The sequence below is a fragment of the Salinicoccus cyprini genome, from assembly GCF_007713705.1.
Lineage (GTDB): Bacteria > Bacillota > Bacilli > Staphylococcales > Salinicoccaceae > Salinicoccus > Salinicoccus cyprini.
This window is the reverse complement of sequence record NZ_VMSJ01000006.1, coordinates 77307-95082: the sequence shown is the minus strand read 5'-3', so window position 1 is coordinate 95082 and position 17776 is coordinate 77307. Positions and strand designations below refer to the sequence as shown.

The following is a 17776-nucleotide window of genomic DNA, read 5'->3' as shown; positions in this document are numbered from 1 at the left end:
GGTGCAAATATATGGGAATAAATAAAGAGAATCTGCTGAATGCATATGAACATGGTTTTGTAGATCAGAATATAGATAAGGTCGCGCATCATCCTCCGCGCATGATCATCAATTCCAGGGAGGAGAATGTCCTCTCTTCCATGCTCGATGAAATGGAAGTGTGCGATTCATTTTCCATCTCCGTCGCCTTCATAACAGAAGGCGGACTGGCGACTTTGAAGACGACACTGCATGAACTTGCCAAAAGGAAAGTAAAGGGACGCATCATCACTTCCACCTATCTGAACTTCAACAAGCCGAAAGTTTTCAAGGCGCTTCTCGGCATTCCGAACATCGATGTCAGGGTTACCGGCAAGGAAGGTTTCCATGCGAAAGGGTATGTCTTCAGGAACAGGCACTACACTTCCATGTTCATCGGAAGCTCCAACCTCACCGATGCAGCACTGAAGAAGAATTATGAATACAACCTCAAACTGACCAGCCTGGAGAATGGTGCGGTCATCCAGCATTTCAACAACCAGTTCGAAGCATTATGGAACGATTCTGTACCTGTGGATGACGCGTGGGTCGATGCCTATGCGCAGTCATATGTCGAGGAACCGATGCAGAGGACGGTGCTCGAGGTCATCGAGGATCGTTCCAAGTACCGGTATAGAGGCGCAGAAGGTCCTGTCATAAAACCGAATGCAATGCAGTACGAAGCATTGAACGCACTTGACCAGCTGCGACGGACCGGCAAGAACAAAGGGCTCGTAATTTCAGCAACAGGGACCGGCAAGACCTATCTCGCTGCATTCGATGTACAGCAGTTCAGGCCTCGGCGCATGCTTTTCCTGGCCCACCGCGAACAGATACTCGACAAGTCGAGAAATGACTTTTCTAATCTGCTGGAAGGATCACCGTCCGATTTCGGCATCTTCAGCGGCAATCAGAAGGCGGCCGATGCGAAATATCTGTTCGCTACTGTCCAGACCCTCTCACGAGAGGGCAATCTGAGGCGCTTTAACCCCGACGATTTCGATTACATCATCGTCGATGAAGCCCATCGTTCCGGTGCCGATACATATGCGAAGATACTCGATCACTTCAATCCATCATTTCTGCTCGGCATGACTGCCACTCCGGAGCGGACGGACGACGCTGAAATATTCAGCCTGTTCGACTACAACATTGCCTACGAAATCCGCCTGCAGCAGGCACTGGAAGAAGAGATTCTCGCACCTTTCCATTACTTTGGTGTGACCGACTATGAGAAGGACGGCCAAATAATCGATGATACGACAGCACTCGGCCGGCTGACAAGCAGTGAGCGGATCGATCACCTGCTGGAAAAGATCGAATATTACGGCCATTCCGGAGAAGTGCTGCATGGATTGATGTTCGTCTCGAATCGGCAGGAAGCACACGAACTCAGTGAAGCACTGAACGCCCGCGGTTATAGTACAAAGGCACTGACGGGTCTTCACACCCAGGCCGAACGGCAGCAGGCAGTGCGGCAGTTTGAAAACGGCGGACTCGACTATATCATTACAGTGGACATATTCAATGAAGGTGTCGATATACCGGCAATCAATCAGGTGGTCATGCTGCGCCAGACGAAGTCCAGCATCGTCTTTATACAGCAGCTCGGCCGTGGCCTCAGAAAATACGATGACAAAGAATATTTGACGGTCATCGATTTTATTGGAAATTATAAGAACAACTACATGATTCCCATCGCTCTGACAGGAGATAAATCATACAACAAGGATAGGCTCAGAAAATCGCTGATCAACCGCAATACAGTCAGCGGCGTGTCCACAATCAATTTTGAAGCAGTCGCCAAGGAGAAAATATACCAGTCGATCAATACTACACCCGTCAACAGACAGAGTTTCCTCAAGGAAATGCATATATATTTGAAAAATAAACTTGGTCGCATGCCGACACTTCTCGACTATTATAAGGATGTCGATGTCATCGATCCATTTGTCATACTGCATAAGTACAGCTACTACCTCGAGTTTCTCATGAAAATCAAGGAGACGGATCTGAACATTACACACAACAGCCGACAGATTCTCGCTTTTCTCTCTGGAGAAATCGCCGAAGGCAAACGCATCATTGAAACCCATCTGCTGAAGGCAGTCATCAAGGCACCGGTAGGCCTGCAGGACTTCCAGCTCGAGATGCACAGACAGGGCTATCACATGACGGACGACACAATGCGATCGGTACTCAGAATGCTCACTCATCAGTTCCATACACAGCAGGACCTTAAGAAGTACGGGGAACCGCTTGTCGAAATCGTGGAAGATACCATCCATCCGACGCGTGCATTGTCTGATGCACTTGAAGATCCACTCGTATATGACCATATTGTTCAGCTGCTGGAACTTTCCATGGAAAGCAGTGCTCAGTACAATCAGACGACCCCCCTCACAATCAATCAGAAGTATTCGAGAAAAGACGCCTGCCGGCTGCTTGAATGGGACAAGGATGAATCATCCACGATGTATGGATATAAATACAAGCATGGCACCTGTCCGATCTTCATCACCTACCATAAAGATGAAACGATTGAGGAAACCATACAGTATGAGGATCAGTTTCTTGATCAGAGTACACTCAGATGGGCTACAAGGAGCAATCGGACACTGCAGTCCAAAGAGATCAGGACCATCCTCGACGCACACAGTAAAGGGGCACCGATCCATATCTTCGTAAAGAAGAATGATGATGAAGGCACCGACTTCTACTATCTTGGACAGGGCCGGATCGATTATGATTCACTTCACGAAACGAAAATGAATGACGGTTTTGGAAAACCGGTCGTCATGATGAATATGGTCATGGAAAGACCAGTGGATTATGAAATATACAAGTATCTGGAATCCAGCATGCAAAAATAGGAGCGGACCCCTCCCAGGGGGCCGCTCCTATTCTTATTCTTCTTCTTCGTTATTTTTCGAGCGGTTGTATCCTTTGAGCAGGGCGACCTGCTTGACCAGATGGTTGTCCATATCAAGGACGATCCACTTGTCTTCTTCTGTATTGAAATAGTCGTCTTTTCCAATATCGGTATCGTTGCTCTGAAGCCAGCCGCCGATCGTATCGATATCGTCACTATCGCTGAATGTGATACCGAATTTCTCTTCCAGATCATCCAGCAGTACGCGACCGTTTATGTGGTAGATGTCATCCTCCACCTTGACGATATCGGGCTCTTCGTCTTCATCGAACTCATCCCTGATTTCACCGACGATCTCTTCAAGGATATCCTCCATTGTGATCATCCCTGCTGTCCCACCGTACTCGTCGATGATCAGTGCAATATGCACACGTTCCTGCTGCATTTTGATCAGTGCATCACTGATGCGTGAAACTTCTGTGATCATCGGTATTTCGTGGATATGATCCTCCGGCGTGACCTCTTCGTCGGATACGTGGTTGGTCAGAAACTCCCTGACGTTCAGGAATCCGATGATCTGGTCCTTATCTCCACTTTCATCGGTGACAGGATAGCGGGTATAGTTATGTTCTTTGACATTCTCGAGCACATCATCAATATGCACGGGATCCGTAAGTGTAATCATCTGCGTCCTCGGCACCATGATATCTTTCGCCAGTCTTTCATCAAAGGAAAAGATATTCTGCATATAAGCCAGCTCTGTCTGGTTGATTTCTCCACTTTGATAACTTTGTGTCATTATAATCTTAAGTTCATCTTCAGAGTGCCCCTGCTCTACCGGAGCTTCTTTCAGGCCGATGAGCCTGACAAGCATCCTTGCTGATCCATTCATTATCCAGATCAATGGTTTCATGATGACTCCGAAGAAATACAATGGTCCTGAAAGCAGCAGCGCCAGTTTTTCGGAATACTGGATTGCGACTGTCTTTGGTGCCAGCTCGCCAATGACGACGTGGATGAAAGTGACGATGATGAATGCTGCAGCAATCGTCAGTACGGTCGTCATCTGATCAGGTATACCCAGAAAATCAAAGAGAGGGTGCAGCAGGACTTCAAAGGTCGATTCACCGATCCAACCAAGTCCAAGCGCTGTTACGGTGATACCGAGCTGGCACGCAGACAGATAATAGTCGAGCTCATTTGTCATGCTGCGCACCCGGCGCGCTTTCCTGTTTCCTTCTTCAATAAGCTGTTCGATACGGGAATGCCTTGCTTTCACGAGCGCAAATTCCGACCCGACAAAGAGCATTGTCAGTACTATAAGAATTACAAATAAAATCAAGTTCCATATTGTGGTTATGTCCAATTAGTTCCCTTGTCCAGAAGGGATTCACCTCCGGTAATGATTGACTACAATCTTTGCGTCGAATGCTTCCTGAAACAGAGTGTCTTCATTCGTGCTCAACATCTCATGCGGCACGTATATTTTCAAATTCGCCTTCCCAATTGCAGCCACCTCCCGGAAGATAATAGTTATAGCCATTCTATCACAGTATTTTTTACTTATGCCACTTTTATCAGACGAATCATTATAATATGAAGCCTTTTGTCATTTGTCCTTCATATTTCGGACATACATATATTTATATTGAATTTGCATATAATATAGTATTATAATGGTCATATCACTCTGCATGACAATACAGAATGGAGGGCGTTTTTCATGACCAGGTCCACTTTGGACGAGCGCCTCTGCTTCAACCTATATAACCTCCAAAGACAAATCAACCGTTTCTATAACAAATCCATTCTAAACGAGATGAACATCACCTATCCCCAGTTCCTGGTACTTAATATTCTGCAAGATAAGAAACAGGTGAACATCAAGACTTTGGCCGAGATGCTGAGACTGGATACGGGAACAATTTCGCCTTTGATCAGACGGATGGAAAAGCTCGACCTGGTGCGCCGCCAAAGAGATGCGGAGGATCAGCGTCTTGTTTATATAGAGGCAACGGAGAGAGGCAAAGGATTGGAAGAAAAACTTGAGAAGGCTTTCGACTCATTCAGCGAAGCGATCGATATCGATCCTGAAGATGAGAAGGCGCTTCTTGAACATATACAGCACATCGATGCAATGCTTACAAAAAATGCGTTTCGGAACTGAATCCGAAACGCATTTTTCTATTGGTCCTTCGTAAAGCCGAATCCGACTGTTCCATGTCCAGTATGCACGCCGGCCACTGTCACCAGCGGTTCTATCACCAGATTCACCTGAGGCATTCTCTCTTTGATCCTCGCCTTCCATTCTTCCGTAAGGTCTTTATTGCCGGCATGTACGATGGCAAGCGTCTTTACCGCGTCTTCCTTGACGTGCTTCTCGAGCCGGTCAAGTAAAGCGTTGAATATTTTTTTCTTCGTACGCAGCTTTTCTCCGATGACCACCTTACCATCATCGAACTTGAGTTTCAGGTGAATGTTGAGGACAGAGGCCAGCATCGACTGCGATGCTGAAATACGGCCACTCTTCCTCATCTGATTGAAGCTTTGCGGCAGCAGGTACAACTGGGCGCGTTCCCGCATCGCTCTGATATCCTGTACCACTTCTTCCGTGCTCCTGTCGGAATTTCTTGCTTCCACTGCATGCTCCACCATCTGCTTCATCGGATAGCTTCCGATTCTTGAATCGATGACATATACGGGCTTGGTCATGTCTTCAGAAGCACTGAGGGAACTCTGATAGGTTCCTGTCAGTTCGCTCGAGGCATGGATTGCGATGATGGCTTCATAATTGTCATCCGCTTCAAGCGCTTCATATACTTCCATGAATTCTCCGATCGTCGGCTGGGAAGTCTTTGCTCCTTCCCCGCTTTCTTTCAGCATACTGTATATTTCTTCGGTCGTTGCATCAATGCCATCCCTGTAGGCAACGCCATCGATGATGACCGACATCGGAAGCACCCGGACATCATGCGTTTCCATATAGTCTTTATCCACACCGGACGCAGAATCCGTCACTACTGCAATCTTCTTCATATAAATTCCTCTTTCCTGCTGCACAATTTAGACCAGTGTAGCATTTACTCGTTTTCATTACTATAGAAAGTCCCTGAAGCGCTGGACTGCCTGGTAGACGGGGCCGCGCTGCTGCATCAGCTGTTCGTAGGTACCCGACTCGATGATTTCACCCTGCTCCATATAGTGGATATGATCGAATGACCCGAGTCTGCTGAGATCGTGTGTACTCACGATGAGCGTCGGTCTCGCCAGAATATGATCCCATATCTTCTGCTTCAGACGATCATCGAGACGTGCAGTCGGTTCATCCATGATCCACCAGTCCTTATTTTCGGCAAGCATGCGTATGAACTGGAGCCGCTTCTGTTCACCACCGGATAGTCTGCCGGTAAACTCCACCATGGTATCCGGCGTATAATGGGCCATCTCGAATGTTTCGAGATCTTCTTCAATGGCTGTCCGGTCTCTATCCAGATGGCCGAACATGGTGATGTTGTCCATTACTGAAGCATTATAGAAGTCGAGCTGCTGGGGCATGACGGAAACCTGGGAAATGGATGATTGCGGTATTGCCTGTCCGCTGTCATCATATAGCGTAACTGCCGCATCCCCGTCGATGATCCGGTCGATCAGTGTCGTTTTGCCTGACCCGCTGCTGCCGATGACCGCATGCTTCTCCCCTTCTTTTACAGTCAGCGAGATGTCCTTCAGCACATCAAGGGAGGCATTCGGGTATCGGAAGTCCAAGTGATCCACCTCGATGGCAGAGACTTCGGCAGACGCATCCGGGATGGCCGCATCCGCAATATCAAGCTCGAGCTCGGATACTGCCGATTTTACCGTTCTGTACTGGCTTGCTGGATTCATCACCGGCATTGCGAGATCAAAATAGCTGAGGGCAATCAGCATGATCATCGGCACCCATAGCGGCGTCTGTTCATACAGCATGACGATGATCAGAATGATGGCCGCAAGCTGCAGCAGCTGACCCAGGAACTGCATCAGTGATTCGTTCATGGCCATCCTGTTTTCATTTTCCCTTATTTTGCGGACTCCGGGTGCAAGTTTTTCTTTTTCGGACTCTGCCTTCCCTGTCACAAAAAGGTTGGTGTAGTCATGGATATAGTGATAGAACCTGGAATAGAGGGCATCATCGGTCCGGTCGCGGGATTCCAATATTCTGGACATCCGTCCTTCAAACAGCTTGGGGATGACGAACAGCAGGATGAGTGCAATGATTGCGGTCATTGCCGCAAAACCGAGACCTGCATATATGGCAAGCACCATGAGCAATAGGGAGATCAGCACCGCCACAATATACGGATAGATGATGCGTATATAATAGTTCTCCACCTGCTCGAAATACTGGTTCAGCTTCTGGATGAATTTGACGCTGTGTGTATTCTGTCCAGACCCGATTGTACTTCTGAAATAGTTCAGCCGGAGCCGGCCGATCAGCTTGAATGTCGCTTCATGGGAAAGCAGCCTTTCAATATATCTGAAGGCCCCTTTCGTCATGCCGAAAAGCTTGATGACCGCAATGATCAGAATAATGACAAAGAATGGCGGATCGAAGAAGCTGAGGCTGATCATATATCCACTGAGACCAAACAGCGCGATGCCGACAAGACCGCCGACAAGACCGAGCAGGATGCTGTAGAGGATCTGTTTCCTTTCACTTTTCAAGTATTCCATCATGCCCCTCCTTTCTGAAGGACGATCTGTCCATTGCTGAAAGTATAGTGGTGGTCGGCAATCTTCAGCAGCTTGCGCCGGTGGACCACTGCAATGATGGCCGAGTCCTGCTTCAGTTCAGCAAGGTATGCCATGATCATTTCTTCTGTCGTGGCATCGAGGAACTCGGTCGGTTCATCCATCAGAATGATCTTCGGCCGCCGTATGAGCACCCTTGCCATCTTCAGCCGGACGATTTCACCGCCGGACAATGGAATATTATGATTCACAATCGGCGCATGGATGCCCTTGTCAAGATTGCCCAAGCTATCCATGAGACCGAGTTTTTCGAGTATCGCAACGACATCCGCTTCCGCATACTCACCATCTGAAACATATTCGTATATGGTCGTGTCGGAAAAGTAGACTTCATCCGAAATATATCCGATATCCCCATCGGACAGTGCAACTGTACCGTTTTTCGGACGATGCAGACCGAGCAGCATGCGTACGAATGTACTCTTACCGATGCCGGAAGGTCCGGTGATGGCTGTAAACCCTGTATCGGGAAGGGAGAGGTCCACATTTTCAAGCAGCATATCATCATCATAGCCGATGGAGACATTTTCAAGACTGACTGCCTGGGACGCATTGAAATTGCGGTAGTCGGTCCCATTGCTTTCACTCTCGAGCCATTCTTCGATGCGTTCCAGGTTGCCCTGGGACAGTTTGCCGTTGTGGAACTCGATGCCGAGCACTTTCAATGCGTTGTAGAACTCCGGAGCCAGGAGCAGGGTGAAGAACGCGGCATAGAATGTGATATTTTCGAATATGATGATCTGCAGACCCACTTCCAGTGCAATCAGACCAATGCCGAGTATTGTAATGAATTCGAGCATCAGGGTCGACTGGAAGGCATACTTCAGTATATGCATGGTATCTTTGACGTACTGTTCGTTGTAATGCTTCAATCTGGCAATCACGGTACGTTCAGACCCGGTATACTGCACGGTATTCTTGCCCCGGATCAGATTGAGGAATAAAGTTCCCAGTTCATCGAACTGGGTCGCCTGTGCCTCCGACTCGTCCTTCGTCCGTAGACCGACGAGTATATAGTAGAGCGGGACGAAAGGGGCGGTGAAGATCATGATGAAAGCCGCATTCCTATGGATGAAGAACATTGCTGCGATGATGACTGTGATCTTGACTGTCGTCTGTATGACTGTCGGTATGAATACCTTTTCGAACGGGCGGTATTTCTCAAGATGGACGAAGATGGCATTGAGCATGGATTCTGAATGCTTTCTTGTGTGATCATCAATTTTCGCGATCACCCTATGTGTCAGATTCTCGATCCTTTCATTCGCCACTCCTGCACCCACTATCCTGTAGATGAAAGACAATAGCGCATATAGAAAGAAGAACACGGCAACCCACACCAGCCCGCGAGCAGCAGGTGCCTCGCCCTCGATCACGATATCACTCAAAAGCAGTGACAGATAGTGTCCGAACAGTATGAATGCCAGCACGCCGAGTGCAGACATGACACTGTACAGGATGATATATTTTTTTGGCATATTCAGCTTCATATTTTATCCTTCCCAGCAATAAAAAACGTGAAGATGATCTTCACGTTTTCCTAGCCTCCGATATAACTCATGTTGATCTTGTTGCGCCTGCGCCGATTTTCGGATGTGATTTCCGTCCGGAGGTCGGAATAGCGGTCATCCCGCCTGTTCCAGACCCCTGTCAGCACGTCGGTCAGTTCAGCGTCCGAGATGCCTTCCCTGATCAGCTTCCTGACATCAAAACCGTCTACAGCGAACAGGCAGCCGTAGAACTTGCCATCGGAGGATAGCCGTGCACGCGTGCATGTGGAGCAGAAACTCTCAGAAACACTCGTAATGAACCCGAGATGGGAATCTGCATCCTTATGGCGGTACACTTTGGCAACTTCCCCGTAATAGGCGGGATCGAGCGGCTCGATATCGAATTCTTCCTCGAGCATCGATACGATTTCCTTCTTTGTAATGACCTTATCAAAGTTCCAGCCATTATCATTACCCACATCCATGAACTCTATAAACCTCAAAGTCACCGGCAACGTTTTGAAAAAACGCGCCATGGGCAGGATTTCGTGATCATTCAGTCCTTTTTGGACCACCATGTTGATTTTGATATCAAAACCGAGCGACAGGGCATATCTGATCTGCTCGATGATTCTCGAAGTGCCGATGCCCCGGTCGTTGATCTGCCCGAACAGCTCGTCATCCATTGCGTCAAGGCTGATATTAAGCCGTCTCAGCCCTGCATCATACAATTTCCGGCCATGCTTTTTCAGAAGCAGCCCGTTTGTTGTCATGCCGATGTCCTCAATGCCTTCTATATTGTAGAGCTTGCGGATCAATTCATGAAGATCCCGTCTCAATAGCGGTTCTCCGCCTGTTATTCTGAGCTTTTTCACACCGAGCGATGCATAGATCTTTGCAATCCGCTCTATTTCTTCGAAAGAAAGCAGCTGTTCACGCTTCATGAACTCGAAGTCGTCGCCGAAGATCTCCTTCGGCATGCAGTAGGTGCATCTGAAATTGCAGCGGTCCGTCACCGATATTCTCAAGTCCCTGATCGGTCGTCCGAATTTATCTGTTATGCTCTCCACTTTCATACCCCCTCAAGCGGATATCCATCTTCCTATTTATGTTCACGAGTGTTTCATCATCAATGCCGTAGCACTCTGCATCCACTTCAATCGTTGTTCTTTCTTCAAATAGTGCACGCATGCTCAGCCGCCGTGCATCCAGCAGTTGCCTGATGGTCTGTGCCAGATCCGCGCCCTGATATACACCGATGAGCGGATGCAATCGCTCCGCTGCCTTCGTTATGATCAGCGCCTCCGGATTGCCGATTGCCTGACGGCACAGAATACGCAGCCATTCCGATGAGACATGCGGCGTGTCGCACGATACGACAAGCAGCCGGTCTTCTGGAAAAGCGCTCGCCACTTCATAGAGGCCACCGAGCGGCCCATCATCCTGGAATGCTTCGTCAATAATGACGGTTGATCCACCAAAACAGCCTGCAAGGCGCTGATTCGTACTGATGATGATTTCATCAACCATACCGGACGCTTCAAGCACTCCCGCTACATGACTGTACATCGGCCTGCCTTCAAGCTTGAAAAAAGCCTTGTCCTCTCCGAATCGCGTCGAATTGCCACCGGCCAGCACGACCCCGACCGTTTTTGTCATCCGCCGCTCACTGGTGGAATCAGCGCAACCTCATCGTTCTCATCAACAATATGATCGTCCTTCACGAATGACTCGTTGCAGGCGATCTGGAATACATCCCCTTCAAGTGAAGGGTACTGCATGTATATTTCCTGCTTCAGTTCACCGGCAGTCAGTGATGATGGCGTATCCAATTGGATACGACCTTCACCTGTCTTCTCCTTCAGTCCTGCAAAAAGCATCACTTTCATATCATTTCTCCTCCAAGTCCGGATGATACTGGCGCTGGTCGCCCATCCATTCTGCGCCGTCTTCCCAGATTTCCTTCTTCCAGATGGGGACGATCTCCTTGATCCGTTCAATGGCGTACTCGTTCGCACGGTAGCTGTCTTTCCTATGGGGTGCACTTGTCACGATGACAACCGCAATATCGGAGATTTCGAGCTTGCCTATGCGGTGGGCAATGGCTGTTATGACGCCCGGCCAGCGTTCGCTGATCTCTTCACCGATCTGAGCGAGCTTACGCTCCGCCATCGGCCTGTACGCTTCATATTCAAGATGAACCGTACGCGTGCCCTTCGTCCACTCTCTCACATGGCCCGTGAACATGCATACTGCACCCTGCTTCTCGTTTATGGCAAATTCATGATACTGATGGATATCAATCGGATCTTCCACTACTTCAAACTGTTTCATCATCAGAACTCCATTCATCAAACCATTCGATAATCTTACTCTCATCATACCGCATATCGGCATATATTAAAACATTCACAAACTCCATATCACCGACATTTGTGTGTCCATCCGTAAACGAATAGGTTAATACGATTTTAGGATGGGCTGCATGTTTGCACCCTTCTATCAGCAGGACATCGACCGCACCCTCAAGCTGGTCGATCTGGCTCCCGAGATCCGGTGTGCGGTTCTTGATGCACATGCTTCTGCTTGGGGTGTTGAGAATCGTCACATCCGCCCCGCTTCCAGCAAACCGGCTGGTATCATTGCCCTCTGCCACGATGCCATCATCCAGATGATGATGCTTTATGACCGCCACTTTCATGCGCTTTGCCTTGAGCAGTCTGACCATATTTTCAAGCAGCGTTGTCTTGCCTGTATTTTTGAATCCAACGACCTGGAGGATCTTCATATATCGAAGTGGTCGATGCCTGTCGTCATATCCGTCATCATGACCTTGACACCGTCCCCTTTCCCGAAGCCCCTCGTACCGCCGGGCAGCACGATGATGCCGTTGCTTTTCGCGATGGAAGTGACGGCGTTCGATTTATTGAAACCGGCAGGCTTTGCGTGGACGCGGCCTTCAATATAGTCGATTTCCGCGCGGACAAATCGGGTGAACGGATTCGCCTTCTTGAAATCGCCATCGAGTACCGCATCAAGTACAGGCGCAAAGATGCGGTCGTGGCCCATCATTTTCAGGAAAGCCGGTCGTGCAAACAGTTCAAAACCTGTGTAGCAGGCTGATGGGTTGCCGCTCAGACCGAACATCGGAATATCCCCGAGCATACTGACGGTCGTCACACTGCCCGGCCGCATGCCGACTTTATTGAACAGCTCCTTGGCACCAAGCGCCTCGTACAGCTTCGGCAGATGATCGTAGTCACCGACCGATACACCACCAGTCGTGATGATGGCGTCGACTTCATCGAGCATCTCCCGCACTCTTTGCAGCAGCGTTTCGAAATCGTCCGCTTCCAATGCATACCGGCGGGCTTCGATATTCATGCGCTGCAGCTGGCTCTCCACCATCGGACCATTCGAGTTGCGGATCTTTCCAATTTCAAGCGGTGCTTCGATATCCACCAGTTCGCTGCCCGTTGCCAGTATGCCGACGACAGGCTGCCGATGGACTTGAACGTCCTTATAGCCGAATGTGGCAAGTGCCGCCACCGTACCCGGGTTGATGAATGTCCCTGCAGGCACGATGATATCCCCGGACCGGCACTCTTCACCCTGCAAGGCGATATTTTCCCCCGGTTCGAACGGTTTTCTGATTGAAAATGAACCCCCATTCTGCCTTGTCTGCTCGAACATTACAACGGCATCTGCGCTTTTGGGTACAGGTGCGCCAGTCATGATGCGGAACGCTTCATTCTCTTTCAGTTCATAGTCACTTGTGGCACCGGCCGGCACTTCTGCAGCAACTTTGAAGGAGATTCTATTTTCACCCGAAGCTCCTGCACTGTCCTCAGCACGGATGGCAAAGCCGTCCATTGCGGACTTGTCGAACCTCGGGACATCCATCGATGCCTCAAGGTCCTGCGCGAGAATACGTCCATAGCTTTCTGTGTAGGATACTGTTTCCACAGGCAGGGGAGCTATCCCCGAGACCACTCGTTCGACCGCCTCCGTCACGGCAATCGGTGTGCGATTCAAGTTCATATCATCACTACTTTCGGTTTGCAGATTCTGTTATACTCATTGTACTAGAAAGGAAGTTGAAAATGTCCGAATTCACTCATTTCAATCAGGAAGGCAGAGCGCGCATGGTGGACGTTTCCGATAAGGAAGTGACCACCAGAACAGCAGTGGCCAGAAGCATACTCGGTGTCACAGAAGAGATCCATGAGGCTATCACCCGCGGTACGGTTAAGAAGGGGGATGTCCTCTCGGTCGCCCAGGTTGCAGGCATCATGGCTGCCAAGAACACGCATCAGATCGTTCCGATGTGCCATCCCCTGCCACTATCCGGTGTCGACATCTCCTTTAGCTGGGTACGTTCAGATGGATACTTCCTCCATATCGAAGCCACTGTCAGAACGACCGGCCGTACAGGCGTCGAGATGGAAGCACTGACTGCTGCAAGCGCCGCTGCCCTGACCGTCTATGATATGTGCAAAGCAATCGACAAAGGCATGGTCATCCACGAAACTGCGCTTGTATCAAAGACCGGCGGCAAATCCGGAGACTATCATATAGACAAGTAGAGCGTGCCAATGGCACGCTCTACTTGTTCAGTTCATGGACGAAGTGGTTCAATTCGGGCAGGATCAGCCGTTCCATGCCAAGTTTCACTGCACCGGTCGAGCCGGGCAGCGCAAAGATGACTGTACGTCCGACTGTACCTGCCACAGCCCGCGACAGCATGCTGCGCGAGCCGATGTCTTCAGTGAAACTGAGCATTCTGAAGATCTCGCCAAACCCTTCGATCTCCTTATCGAATAGAGGGCGCAGCGCTTCGATTGTCACATCCCGGCGGGCGATGCCGGTCCCGCCTGTAGTGATGATGGCATCCATGCCGAAATCCACCAGATGCTGTACAGCTCCCGAAATTTCCACAGCATCATCCTTCACGATGCGATAGTCATCGATCACCGTGTTGAGCGGTGCCAGCTGGTCGATGACCAGACGCCCCCCTTTATCCGTTTCCTGATTGCGCGTATCACTGACGGTGATGACACCTACCCTTATATCCCGATCGATTGTGCCCACGATGCTCATAGCAGCCTCCTAGCCGAATAGTTGATTGACGAGCGTCTTTGCCTTATTCATATCATCCAGGCCATGGATCAGCATGCGTCCATTATGGAAGCAGACAAAACGGAAGTGCTCGTAATGGAACTCCTGAAAATAGGGTGTCCGGTTGATCTCTGTGCCGAGACGGGCCAGGGCGCTATCGACAGCCGAAGCCGTAATGCGTGCATCCATTACTTGCACCGTGTCCCTGCCGCATAGCCGCATGGCGTGGTCGGCACGGTCATCAAGCGACGGATAGACCGGGTGCTTGCCGCATGTTTCACATTCATCCGACTTCATTCCATCGATGCGATACTTCATGTGCTCCATGTCCCAGACGCTGCCGATATGCATATGGTGCGGAGGGCCGAACTGCCCGGTCAGTATCTTCAGGGCCATCGTCACCTGTTCGGCAACCGCCATATGTACAGCCGGCGCGATGATTCCTGCGGTGTCACATGTCAGTGTCGTCGCCGGAAGCACCGGTACAAGGCACCGGTAGCACGGCGTCTCACCCGGCATGAAGCCGGCACTGCTGTAGGATGCCTCGACGCAGGCGGCGTATACCCACGGTCTGCCGAGCCTGTAGGCAGCGTCATTGATCAGCAGACGGGTGTCGAAGTTATCCGTCCCGTCAAGCAGCAGATCTGCGGATTCCGCAAGACCTTGAAGCAGCGGGGCATCACAATGCGCAATATGCACCTCCACTTCAAGGTCCGGCCGTATTTCCAGAAGCCGTTCCTTTGCTGCTATCACTTTCGGCTGCTTTTCTTCTGCATCCTGGGCTCTATATAATGTCTGGCGCTGAAGGTTGGAATATTCCACATAGTCCCGGTCGATCAGAATCAGCTTCCCGACACCGGCACGGGCCAGCATTTCAGCAGACAGTGAACCGAGCGCACCAATTCCGACGATGAGCACCGTACTTCCTGAAATGAGATGCTGTCCCGCTTCACCTATTCCATTGTAGAGTACCTGCCTTGAATAACGCTCCATTTCATCACTCCGACACCAATTGATTTTTCTTAAGATTACTATTCATATGGAACATTGTAAACAGACTGATGATACAGAAGACGGACAGCAGTACGAATCCAATGGCATAGCTGCCGGTCATGCTATGTGCCTGGTCTATGACGATCGGCGGGAAGAATCCGCCGAGCCCGCCCATCATGGCAACGAAACCATTGCTGATACCTGCCTGTTTCGAGAAGTAGGTCGGCACGAATTTGAATACGAGACCGTTGCCGATACCGGCACAAACCGCCGCCAGCAGTGAGCCTACTGTAAACAGGAAGATGAAGTTGTACGTGAATGCCAGCAGCAGGCCGGATAGCGCCAGACCGATGAACGTGATGATCAGGGCGTGCAGTGCATTGAATTTATCCCCGATCAATCCTCCTATCGGCCTGAGCACCGTCGCTATGATGATGAATACCGCTGTTCTGATGCCGGCATCAAGTGTGCTCAGATTGAACAGTGCTTCGTCTGTCAGAAATGCCGGTAAAAATAGCCCGAACGCAACAAACGCACCGAATGTGATGAAATACCATAGATTGAAAAAGTAGAACTTGTAGTCCCGTGTGACTTCCTTGAACTGCTTTGCCAGCGGCAGATTGACTTTGCGTTCATTGCGGTCTCCCATGATGAACTGCAGTATGGCGAAGAGTGCCAGTACCACAAGATACGTCTGGACCGCCGCCTGCCAGCCGCCGAAGGAGAGTGCCAGTGCCGGCGCACCGAAACTCGTCACCGCAGTACCGATATTCCCCATGCCATACACACCATTGACGAATCCATGCTTCTCCTTCGGGTAGTACTTCGGCAGGCTTGTGACACCGATGCTGAATGTCGCCCCGCCGACGCCGAGGAATACAGCAGAAATCATCAGATCCATCGGTGTCGTGGCGATGCTCAGATAGAATACTGGAATCAGCAGGAAAATGAAACTGAACAGGAAGACCACCCGTCCCCCCATCTTATTGGCGAATATGCCGAAAGGAATACGCAGCACCGAACCGAGTATTACGGGCAGTGCCACAATGAGCGCACGCTGGTCGGCAGCTTCCGGTATGTCCTTGACGATCTCCGGGAACAGGGGTGCAAGCAGGGTCCACACCATGAACCCGGCCAGCAGGCTGAATGTCTGGAGGATAAGCTGTTTCTTGCCCATTTTTTCATTCATACAGATCAACCTCATTTACTTTAGATTGTGATTTATTTTACAAATATATTATATAATCTGCATATCACTCCAAGTAAGGAGGGAAAACCCTATATTTCAAGCGCTTGTAATCAGTGTATTGACCTGCTCGAGCAGTATCTCCTCATCAACTGTCTTCAATACTTTATCCGCCATCGTGAAGAGTACGGATTCTTCCTTGACCATATGTACCATCAGCACTTCATATGCCTCCATCACATCTTTGACCATTTCGTTCATGCGTTCAGTCGACATGTCATTCATGTCGTGCATGGTATGGTGGAAAAAGTGTTCGATATAGGCATCAATTTCCTGGTGCTCCTCTTCTATTGAAAGAATCGGCCCCTGTTCAAGCCCGATATACGCCCCGAGCATCGGGAAGAAATAATTCTCCTCCTTGGCCTGATGACGTTTCAGCGGTGCTTCGAATGCTTTCAGCTTCTCCCTCAGATCCTTGATCACCATCAGGCCTTCGAGACGGCTTCTGACGTCGCCATGCTCAAATTTCAGAACCAGCTGAAACCAGTCGTCCATCAGATATTTGAGGTAGCGGTGCTCGTTTTCCAGTACGCGCAACGCTTTGATTCTGAATTGAAACTTATCCTGATCCATCCTATCCACCTACATTCAGAAATCTATCAGTTTTTTCTTCATCGCATACTCCACAAGCTCCGGACGGTTGGACAGCTCGAGCTTCTCCATGATTCTCGATTTATGGGCCTCCACCGTCTTGACCGAAACAAAAAGCATCTCTGCAATGTCCTTGTTGCCGTATCCTTTGGCGATCAGCGGCAGTATTTCCAGTTCGCGCCGTGTCAGGACGCTGAACGGTTCGCCCAACTGTTCCGGCATCACTTCATTGTTGAGCAGCCGTTCGATATTTTCATCCATCAGTACAGGATCGACATACCGATCGCCGCCATGCACCTTTCTTATTGCCCGGATCAGTTCGTCATCCGGTGAATTTTTCAAAATGTAGCCCTTGGCACCACTCTTGAATGTGTGGACGATGTACTCCTCGTCGTCATACATCGTCAGTATCAGTATCTTCACTTCCGGAAATGCATCGTTGATGCGGCTGGCGGCAAAAAGACCCGATTCACCCGGTGGCATGCTGAGATCCATCAGGAGAACGTCCGGTTCGAGTGCCTTCACCTTATCGAAAGCCTGCCTGCCATCCGCTGCTGTGCCGATCACTTCCATATCCTTCTGGTAGTTGATCAGCATGCTGAATCCTGTCCGCACCACCGCATGGTCATCCGCAATGACAATCTTCATCCAATCTCC

At 49.8% G+C, this 17776-nt stretch carries 17 protein-coding genes and 2 pseudogenes; 3 read left to right on the top strand and 16 right to left on the bottom strand.

From position 1 onward, the window contains the following. The first annotated feature begins 11 nt into the window (after positions 1-11). Complete coding sequence (locus FO441_RS12060; RefSeq protein ID WP_145290604.1) at positions 12-2891, top strand: DEAD/DEAH box helicase; 2880 nt, start codon at positions 12-14, stop codon at positions 2889-2891. A gap of 33 nt (positions 2892-2924) precedes the next feature. On the opposite strand, the gene FO441_RS12055 is transcribed toward FO441_RS12060, so the two are convergent. Then, a complete protein-coding gene (locus FO441_RS12055) occupies positions 2925-4256 on the bottom strand; it encodes a hemolysin family protein (RefSeq protein ID WP_145290601.1) in 1332 nt (443 codons plus the stop codon). 357 nt (positions 4257-4613) lie between these two features. Between FO441_RS12055 and FO441_RS12050 the strand changes: the two genes are divergently transcribed. Then, complete coding sequence (locus tag FO441_RS12050) at positions 4614-5057, top strand: MarR family winged helix-turn-helix transcriptional regulator (RefSeq protein WP_145290598.1); 444 nt, start codon at positions 4614-4616, stop codon at positions 5055-5057. Between the two features lie 17 nt (positions 5058-5074). On the opposite strand, the gene FO441_RS12045 is transcribed toward FO441_RS12050, so the two are convergent. From FO441_RS12045 to FO441_RS12005, 9 genes are read right to left on the bottom strand one after another with little or no spacing between them, the layout of a single operon-like run. Continuing rightward, the gene (locus FO441_RS12045; protein ID WP_145290595.1) at positions 5075-5926 is read right to left on the bottom strand and encodes a DegV family protein; all 852 of its coding nucleotides are present in this window, start codon (positions 5924-5926) and stop codon (positions 5075-5077) included. A 60-nt stretch (positions 5927-5986) separates the two neighbouring features. Then, on the bottom strand, positions 5987-7603 hold the full coding sequence (locus FO441_RS12040; protein WP_145290592.1) for an amino acid ABC transporter ATP-binding/permease protein: 1617 nt from the start codon (positions 7601-7603) through the stop codon (positions 5987-5989). Continuing rightward, on the bottom strand, positions 7603-9171 hold the full coding sequence (locus FO441_RS12035) for an ATP-binding cassette domain-containing protein (protein ID WP_145290589.1): 1569 nt from the start codon (positions 9169-9171) through the stop codon (positions 7603-7605). Before FO441_RS12035 ends, FO441_RS12040 begins: the two co-directional genes overlap by 1 nt. A gap of 50 nt (positions 9172-9221) precedes the next feature. Next, complete coding sequence (moaA, locus tag FO441_RS12030; RefSeq protein WP_145290586.1) at positions 9222-10247, bottom strand: GTP 3',8-cyclase MoaA; 1026 nt, start codon at positions 10245-10247, stop codon at positions 9222-9224. Then, positions 10222-10830: a molybdenum cofactor guanylyltransferase gene (locus FO441_RS12025; protein ID WP_145290582.1), complete on the bottom strand. Its 609-nt coding sequence runs from the start codon at positions 10828-10830 to the stop codon at positions 10222-10224. Before FO441_RS12025 ends, moaA begins: the two co-directional genes overlap by 26 nt. Further along, on the bottom strand, positions 10827-11060 hold the full coding sequence (gene moaD, locus FO441_RS12020; protein WP_145290579.1) for a molybdopterin converting factor subunit 1: 234 nt from the start codon (positions 11058-11060) through the stop codon (positions 10827-10829). The genes FO441_RS12025 and moaD overlap by 4 nt, the downstream gene beginning before the upstream one ends. Before the next feature lies 1 nt (position 11061). Next, positions 11062-11505, bottom strand: coding sequence for a molybdenum cofactor biosynthesis protein MoaE (locus tag FO441_RS12015; RefSeq protein WP_145290576.1), 444 nt, complete (start codon positions 11503-11505; stop codon positions 11062-11064). Next, positions 11492-11959, bottom strand: coding sequence for a molybdopterin-guanine dinucleotide biosynthesis protein B (mobB, locus tag FO441_RS12010; protein ID WP_145290573.1), 468 nt, complete (start codon positions 11957-11959; stop codon positions 11492-11494). Before mobB ends, FO441_RS12015 begins: the two co-directional genes overlap by 14 nt. Beyond that, positions 11956-13212 carry a molybdopterin molybdotransferase MoeA gene (locus FO441_RS12005; protein ID WP_145290570.1) on the bottom strand — a complete coding sequence of 419 codons (1257 nt, stop codon included), beginning with the start codon at positions 13210-13212 and terminating at the stop codon, positions 11956-11958. Before FO441_RS12005 ends, mobB begins: the two co-directional genes overlap by 4 nt. Positions 13213-13274: 62 nt before the next feature. On the opposite strand from FO441_RS12005, the gene moaC reads away from it, so the two are divergent. Then, on the top strand, positions 13275-13757 hold the full coding sequence (gene moaC / locus FO441_RS12000) for a cyclic pyranopterin monophosphate synthase MoaC (RefSeq protein ID WP_145290567.1): 483 nt from the start codon (positions 13275-13277) through the stop codon (positions 13755-13757). 19 nt (positions 13758-13776) lie between these two features. Here moaC and FO441_RS11995 read toward each other — a convergent pair whose 3' ends face one another. From FO441_RS11995 to FO441_RS12760, 6 genes and pseudogenes are all read right to left on the bottom strand, one after another. Next, entirely contained in the window at positions 13777-14271 is a 495-nt protein-coding gene (locus FO441_RS11995) for a MogA/MoaB family molybdenum cofactor biosynthesis protein (protein ID WP_145290564.1), read from the bottom strand. A 9-nt stretch (positions 14272-14280) separates the two neighbouring features. Then, complete coding sequence (locus FO441_RS11990) at positions 14281-15282, bottom strand: ThiF family adenylyltransferase (protein ID WP_145290561.1); 1002 nt, start codon at positions 15280-15282, stop codon at positions 14281-14283. Between the two features lie 4 nt (positions 15283-15286). Beyond that, positions 15287-16471: a nitrate/nitrite transporter gene (locus tag FO441_RS11985; RefSeq protein WP_145290558.1), complete on the bottom strand. Its 1185-nt coding sequence runs from the start codon at positions 16469-16471 to the stop codon at positions 15287-15289. Positions 16472-16567: 96 nt separating this feature from the next. Beyond that, positions 16568-17101, bottom strand: coding sequence for a hemerythrin domain-containing protein (locus FO441_RS11980; RefSeq protein ID WP_145290555.1), 534 nt, complete (start codon positions 17099-17101; stop codon positions 16568-16570). A gap of 15 nt (positions 17102-17116) precedes the next feature. Then, positions 17117-17320, bottom strand: a pseudogene (locus FO441_RS12765) (response regulator transcription factor); the annotation flags it as partial. 65 nt (positions 17321-17385) lie between these two features. Then, positions 17386-17767, bottom strand: a pseudogene (locus FO441_RS12760) (response regulator); the annotation flags it as partial. Positions 17768-17776: the final 9 nt, after the last annotated feature.

Coding starts and splice junctions, on each gene's coding strand:
- FO441_RS11995 (WP_145290564.1), bottom strand. CDS start 14,271: ATGAGCATCGTGGGCACAATCGATCGGGATATAAGGGTAGGTGTCATC.
- FO441_RS12045 (WP_145290595.1), bottom strand. CDS start 5,926: ATGAAGAAGATTGCAGTAGTGACGGATTCTGCGTCCGGTGTGGATAAA.
- FO441_RS12040 (WP_145290592.1), bottom strand. CDS start 7,603: ATGGAATACTTGAAAAGTGAAAGGAAACAGATCCTCTACAGCATCCTG.
- FO441_RS12050 (WP_145290598.1), top strand. CDS start 4,614: ATGACCAGGTCCACTTTGGACGAGCGCCTCTGCTTCAACCTATATAAC.
- mobB (WP_145290573.1), bottom strand. CDS start 11,959: ATGAAGATCCTCCAGGTCGTTGGATTCAAAAATACAGGCAAGACAACG.
- FO441_RS12060 (WP_145290604.1), top strand. CDS start 12: ATGGGAATAAATAAAGAGAATCTGCTGAATGCATATGAACATGGTTTT.
- FO441_RS12005 (WP_145290570.1), bottom strand. CDS start 13,212: ATGAACTTGAATCGCACACCGATTGCCGTGACGGAGGCGGTCGAACGA.
- FO441_RS12015 (WP_145290576.1), bottom strand. CDS start 11,505: ATGAAACAGTTTGAAGTAGTGGAAGATCCGATTGATATCCATCAGTAT.
- FO441_RS11985 (WP_145290558.1), bottom strand. CDS start 16,471: ATGAATGAAAAAATGGGCAAGAAACAGCTTATCCTCCAGACATTCAGC.
- FO441_RS11990 (WP_145290561.1), bottom strand. CDS start 15,282: ATGGAGCGTTATTCAAGGCAGGTACTCTACAATGGAATAGGTGAAGCG.
- moaC (WP_145290567.1), top strand. CDS start 13,275: ATGTCCGAATTCACTCATTTCAATCAGGAAGGCAGAGCGCGCATGGTG.
- moaA (WP_145290586.1), bottom strand. CDS start 10,247: ATGAAAGTGGAGAGCATAACAGATAAATTCGGACGACCGATCAGGGAC.
- FO441_RS12025 (WP_145290582.1), bottom strand. CDS start 10,830: ATGACAAAAACGGTCGGGGTCGTGCTGGCCGGTGGCAATTCGACGCGA.
- FO441_RS11980 (WP_145290555.1), bottom strand. CDS start 17,101: ATGGATCAGGATAAGTTTCAATTCAGAATCAAAGCGTTGCGCGTACTG.
- FO441_RS12035 (WP_145290589.1), bottom strand. CDS start 9,171: ATGAAGCTGAATATGCCAAAAAAATATATCATCCTGTACAGTGTCATG.
- moaD (WP_145290579.1), bottom strand. CDS start 11,060: ATGAAAGTGATGCTTTTTGCAGGACTGAAGGAGAAGACAGGTGAAGGT.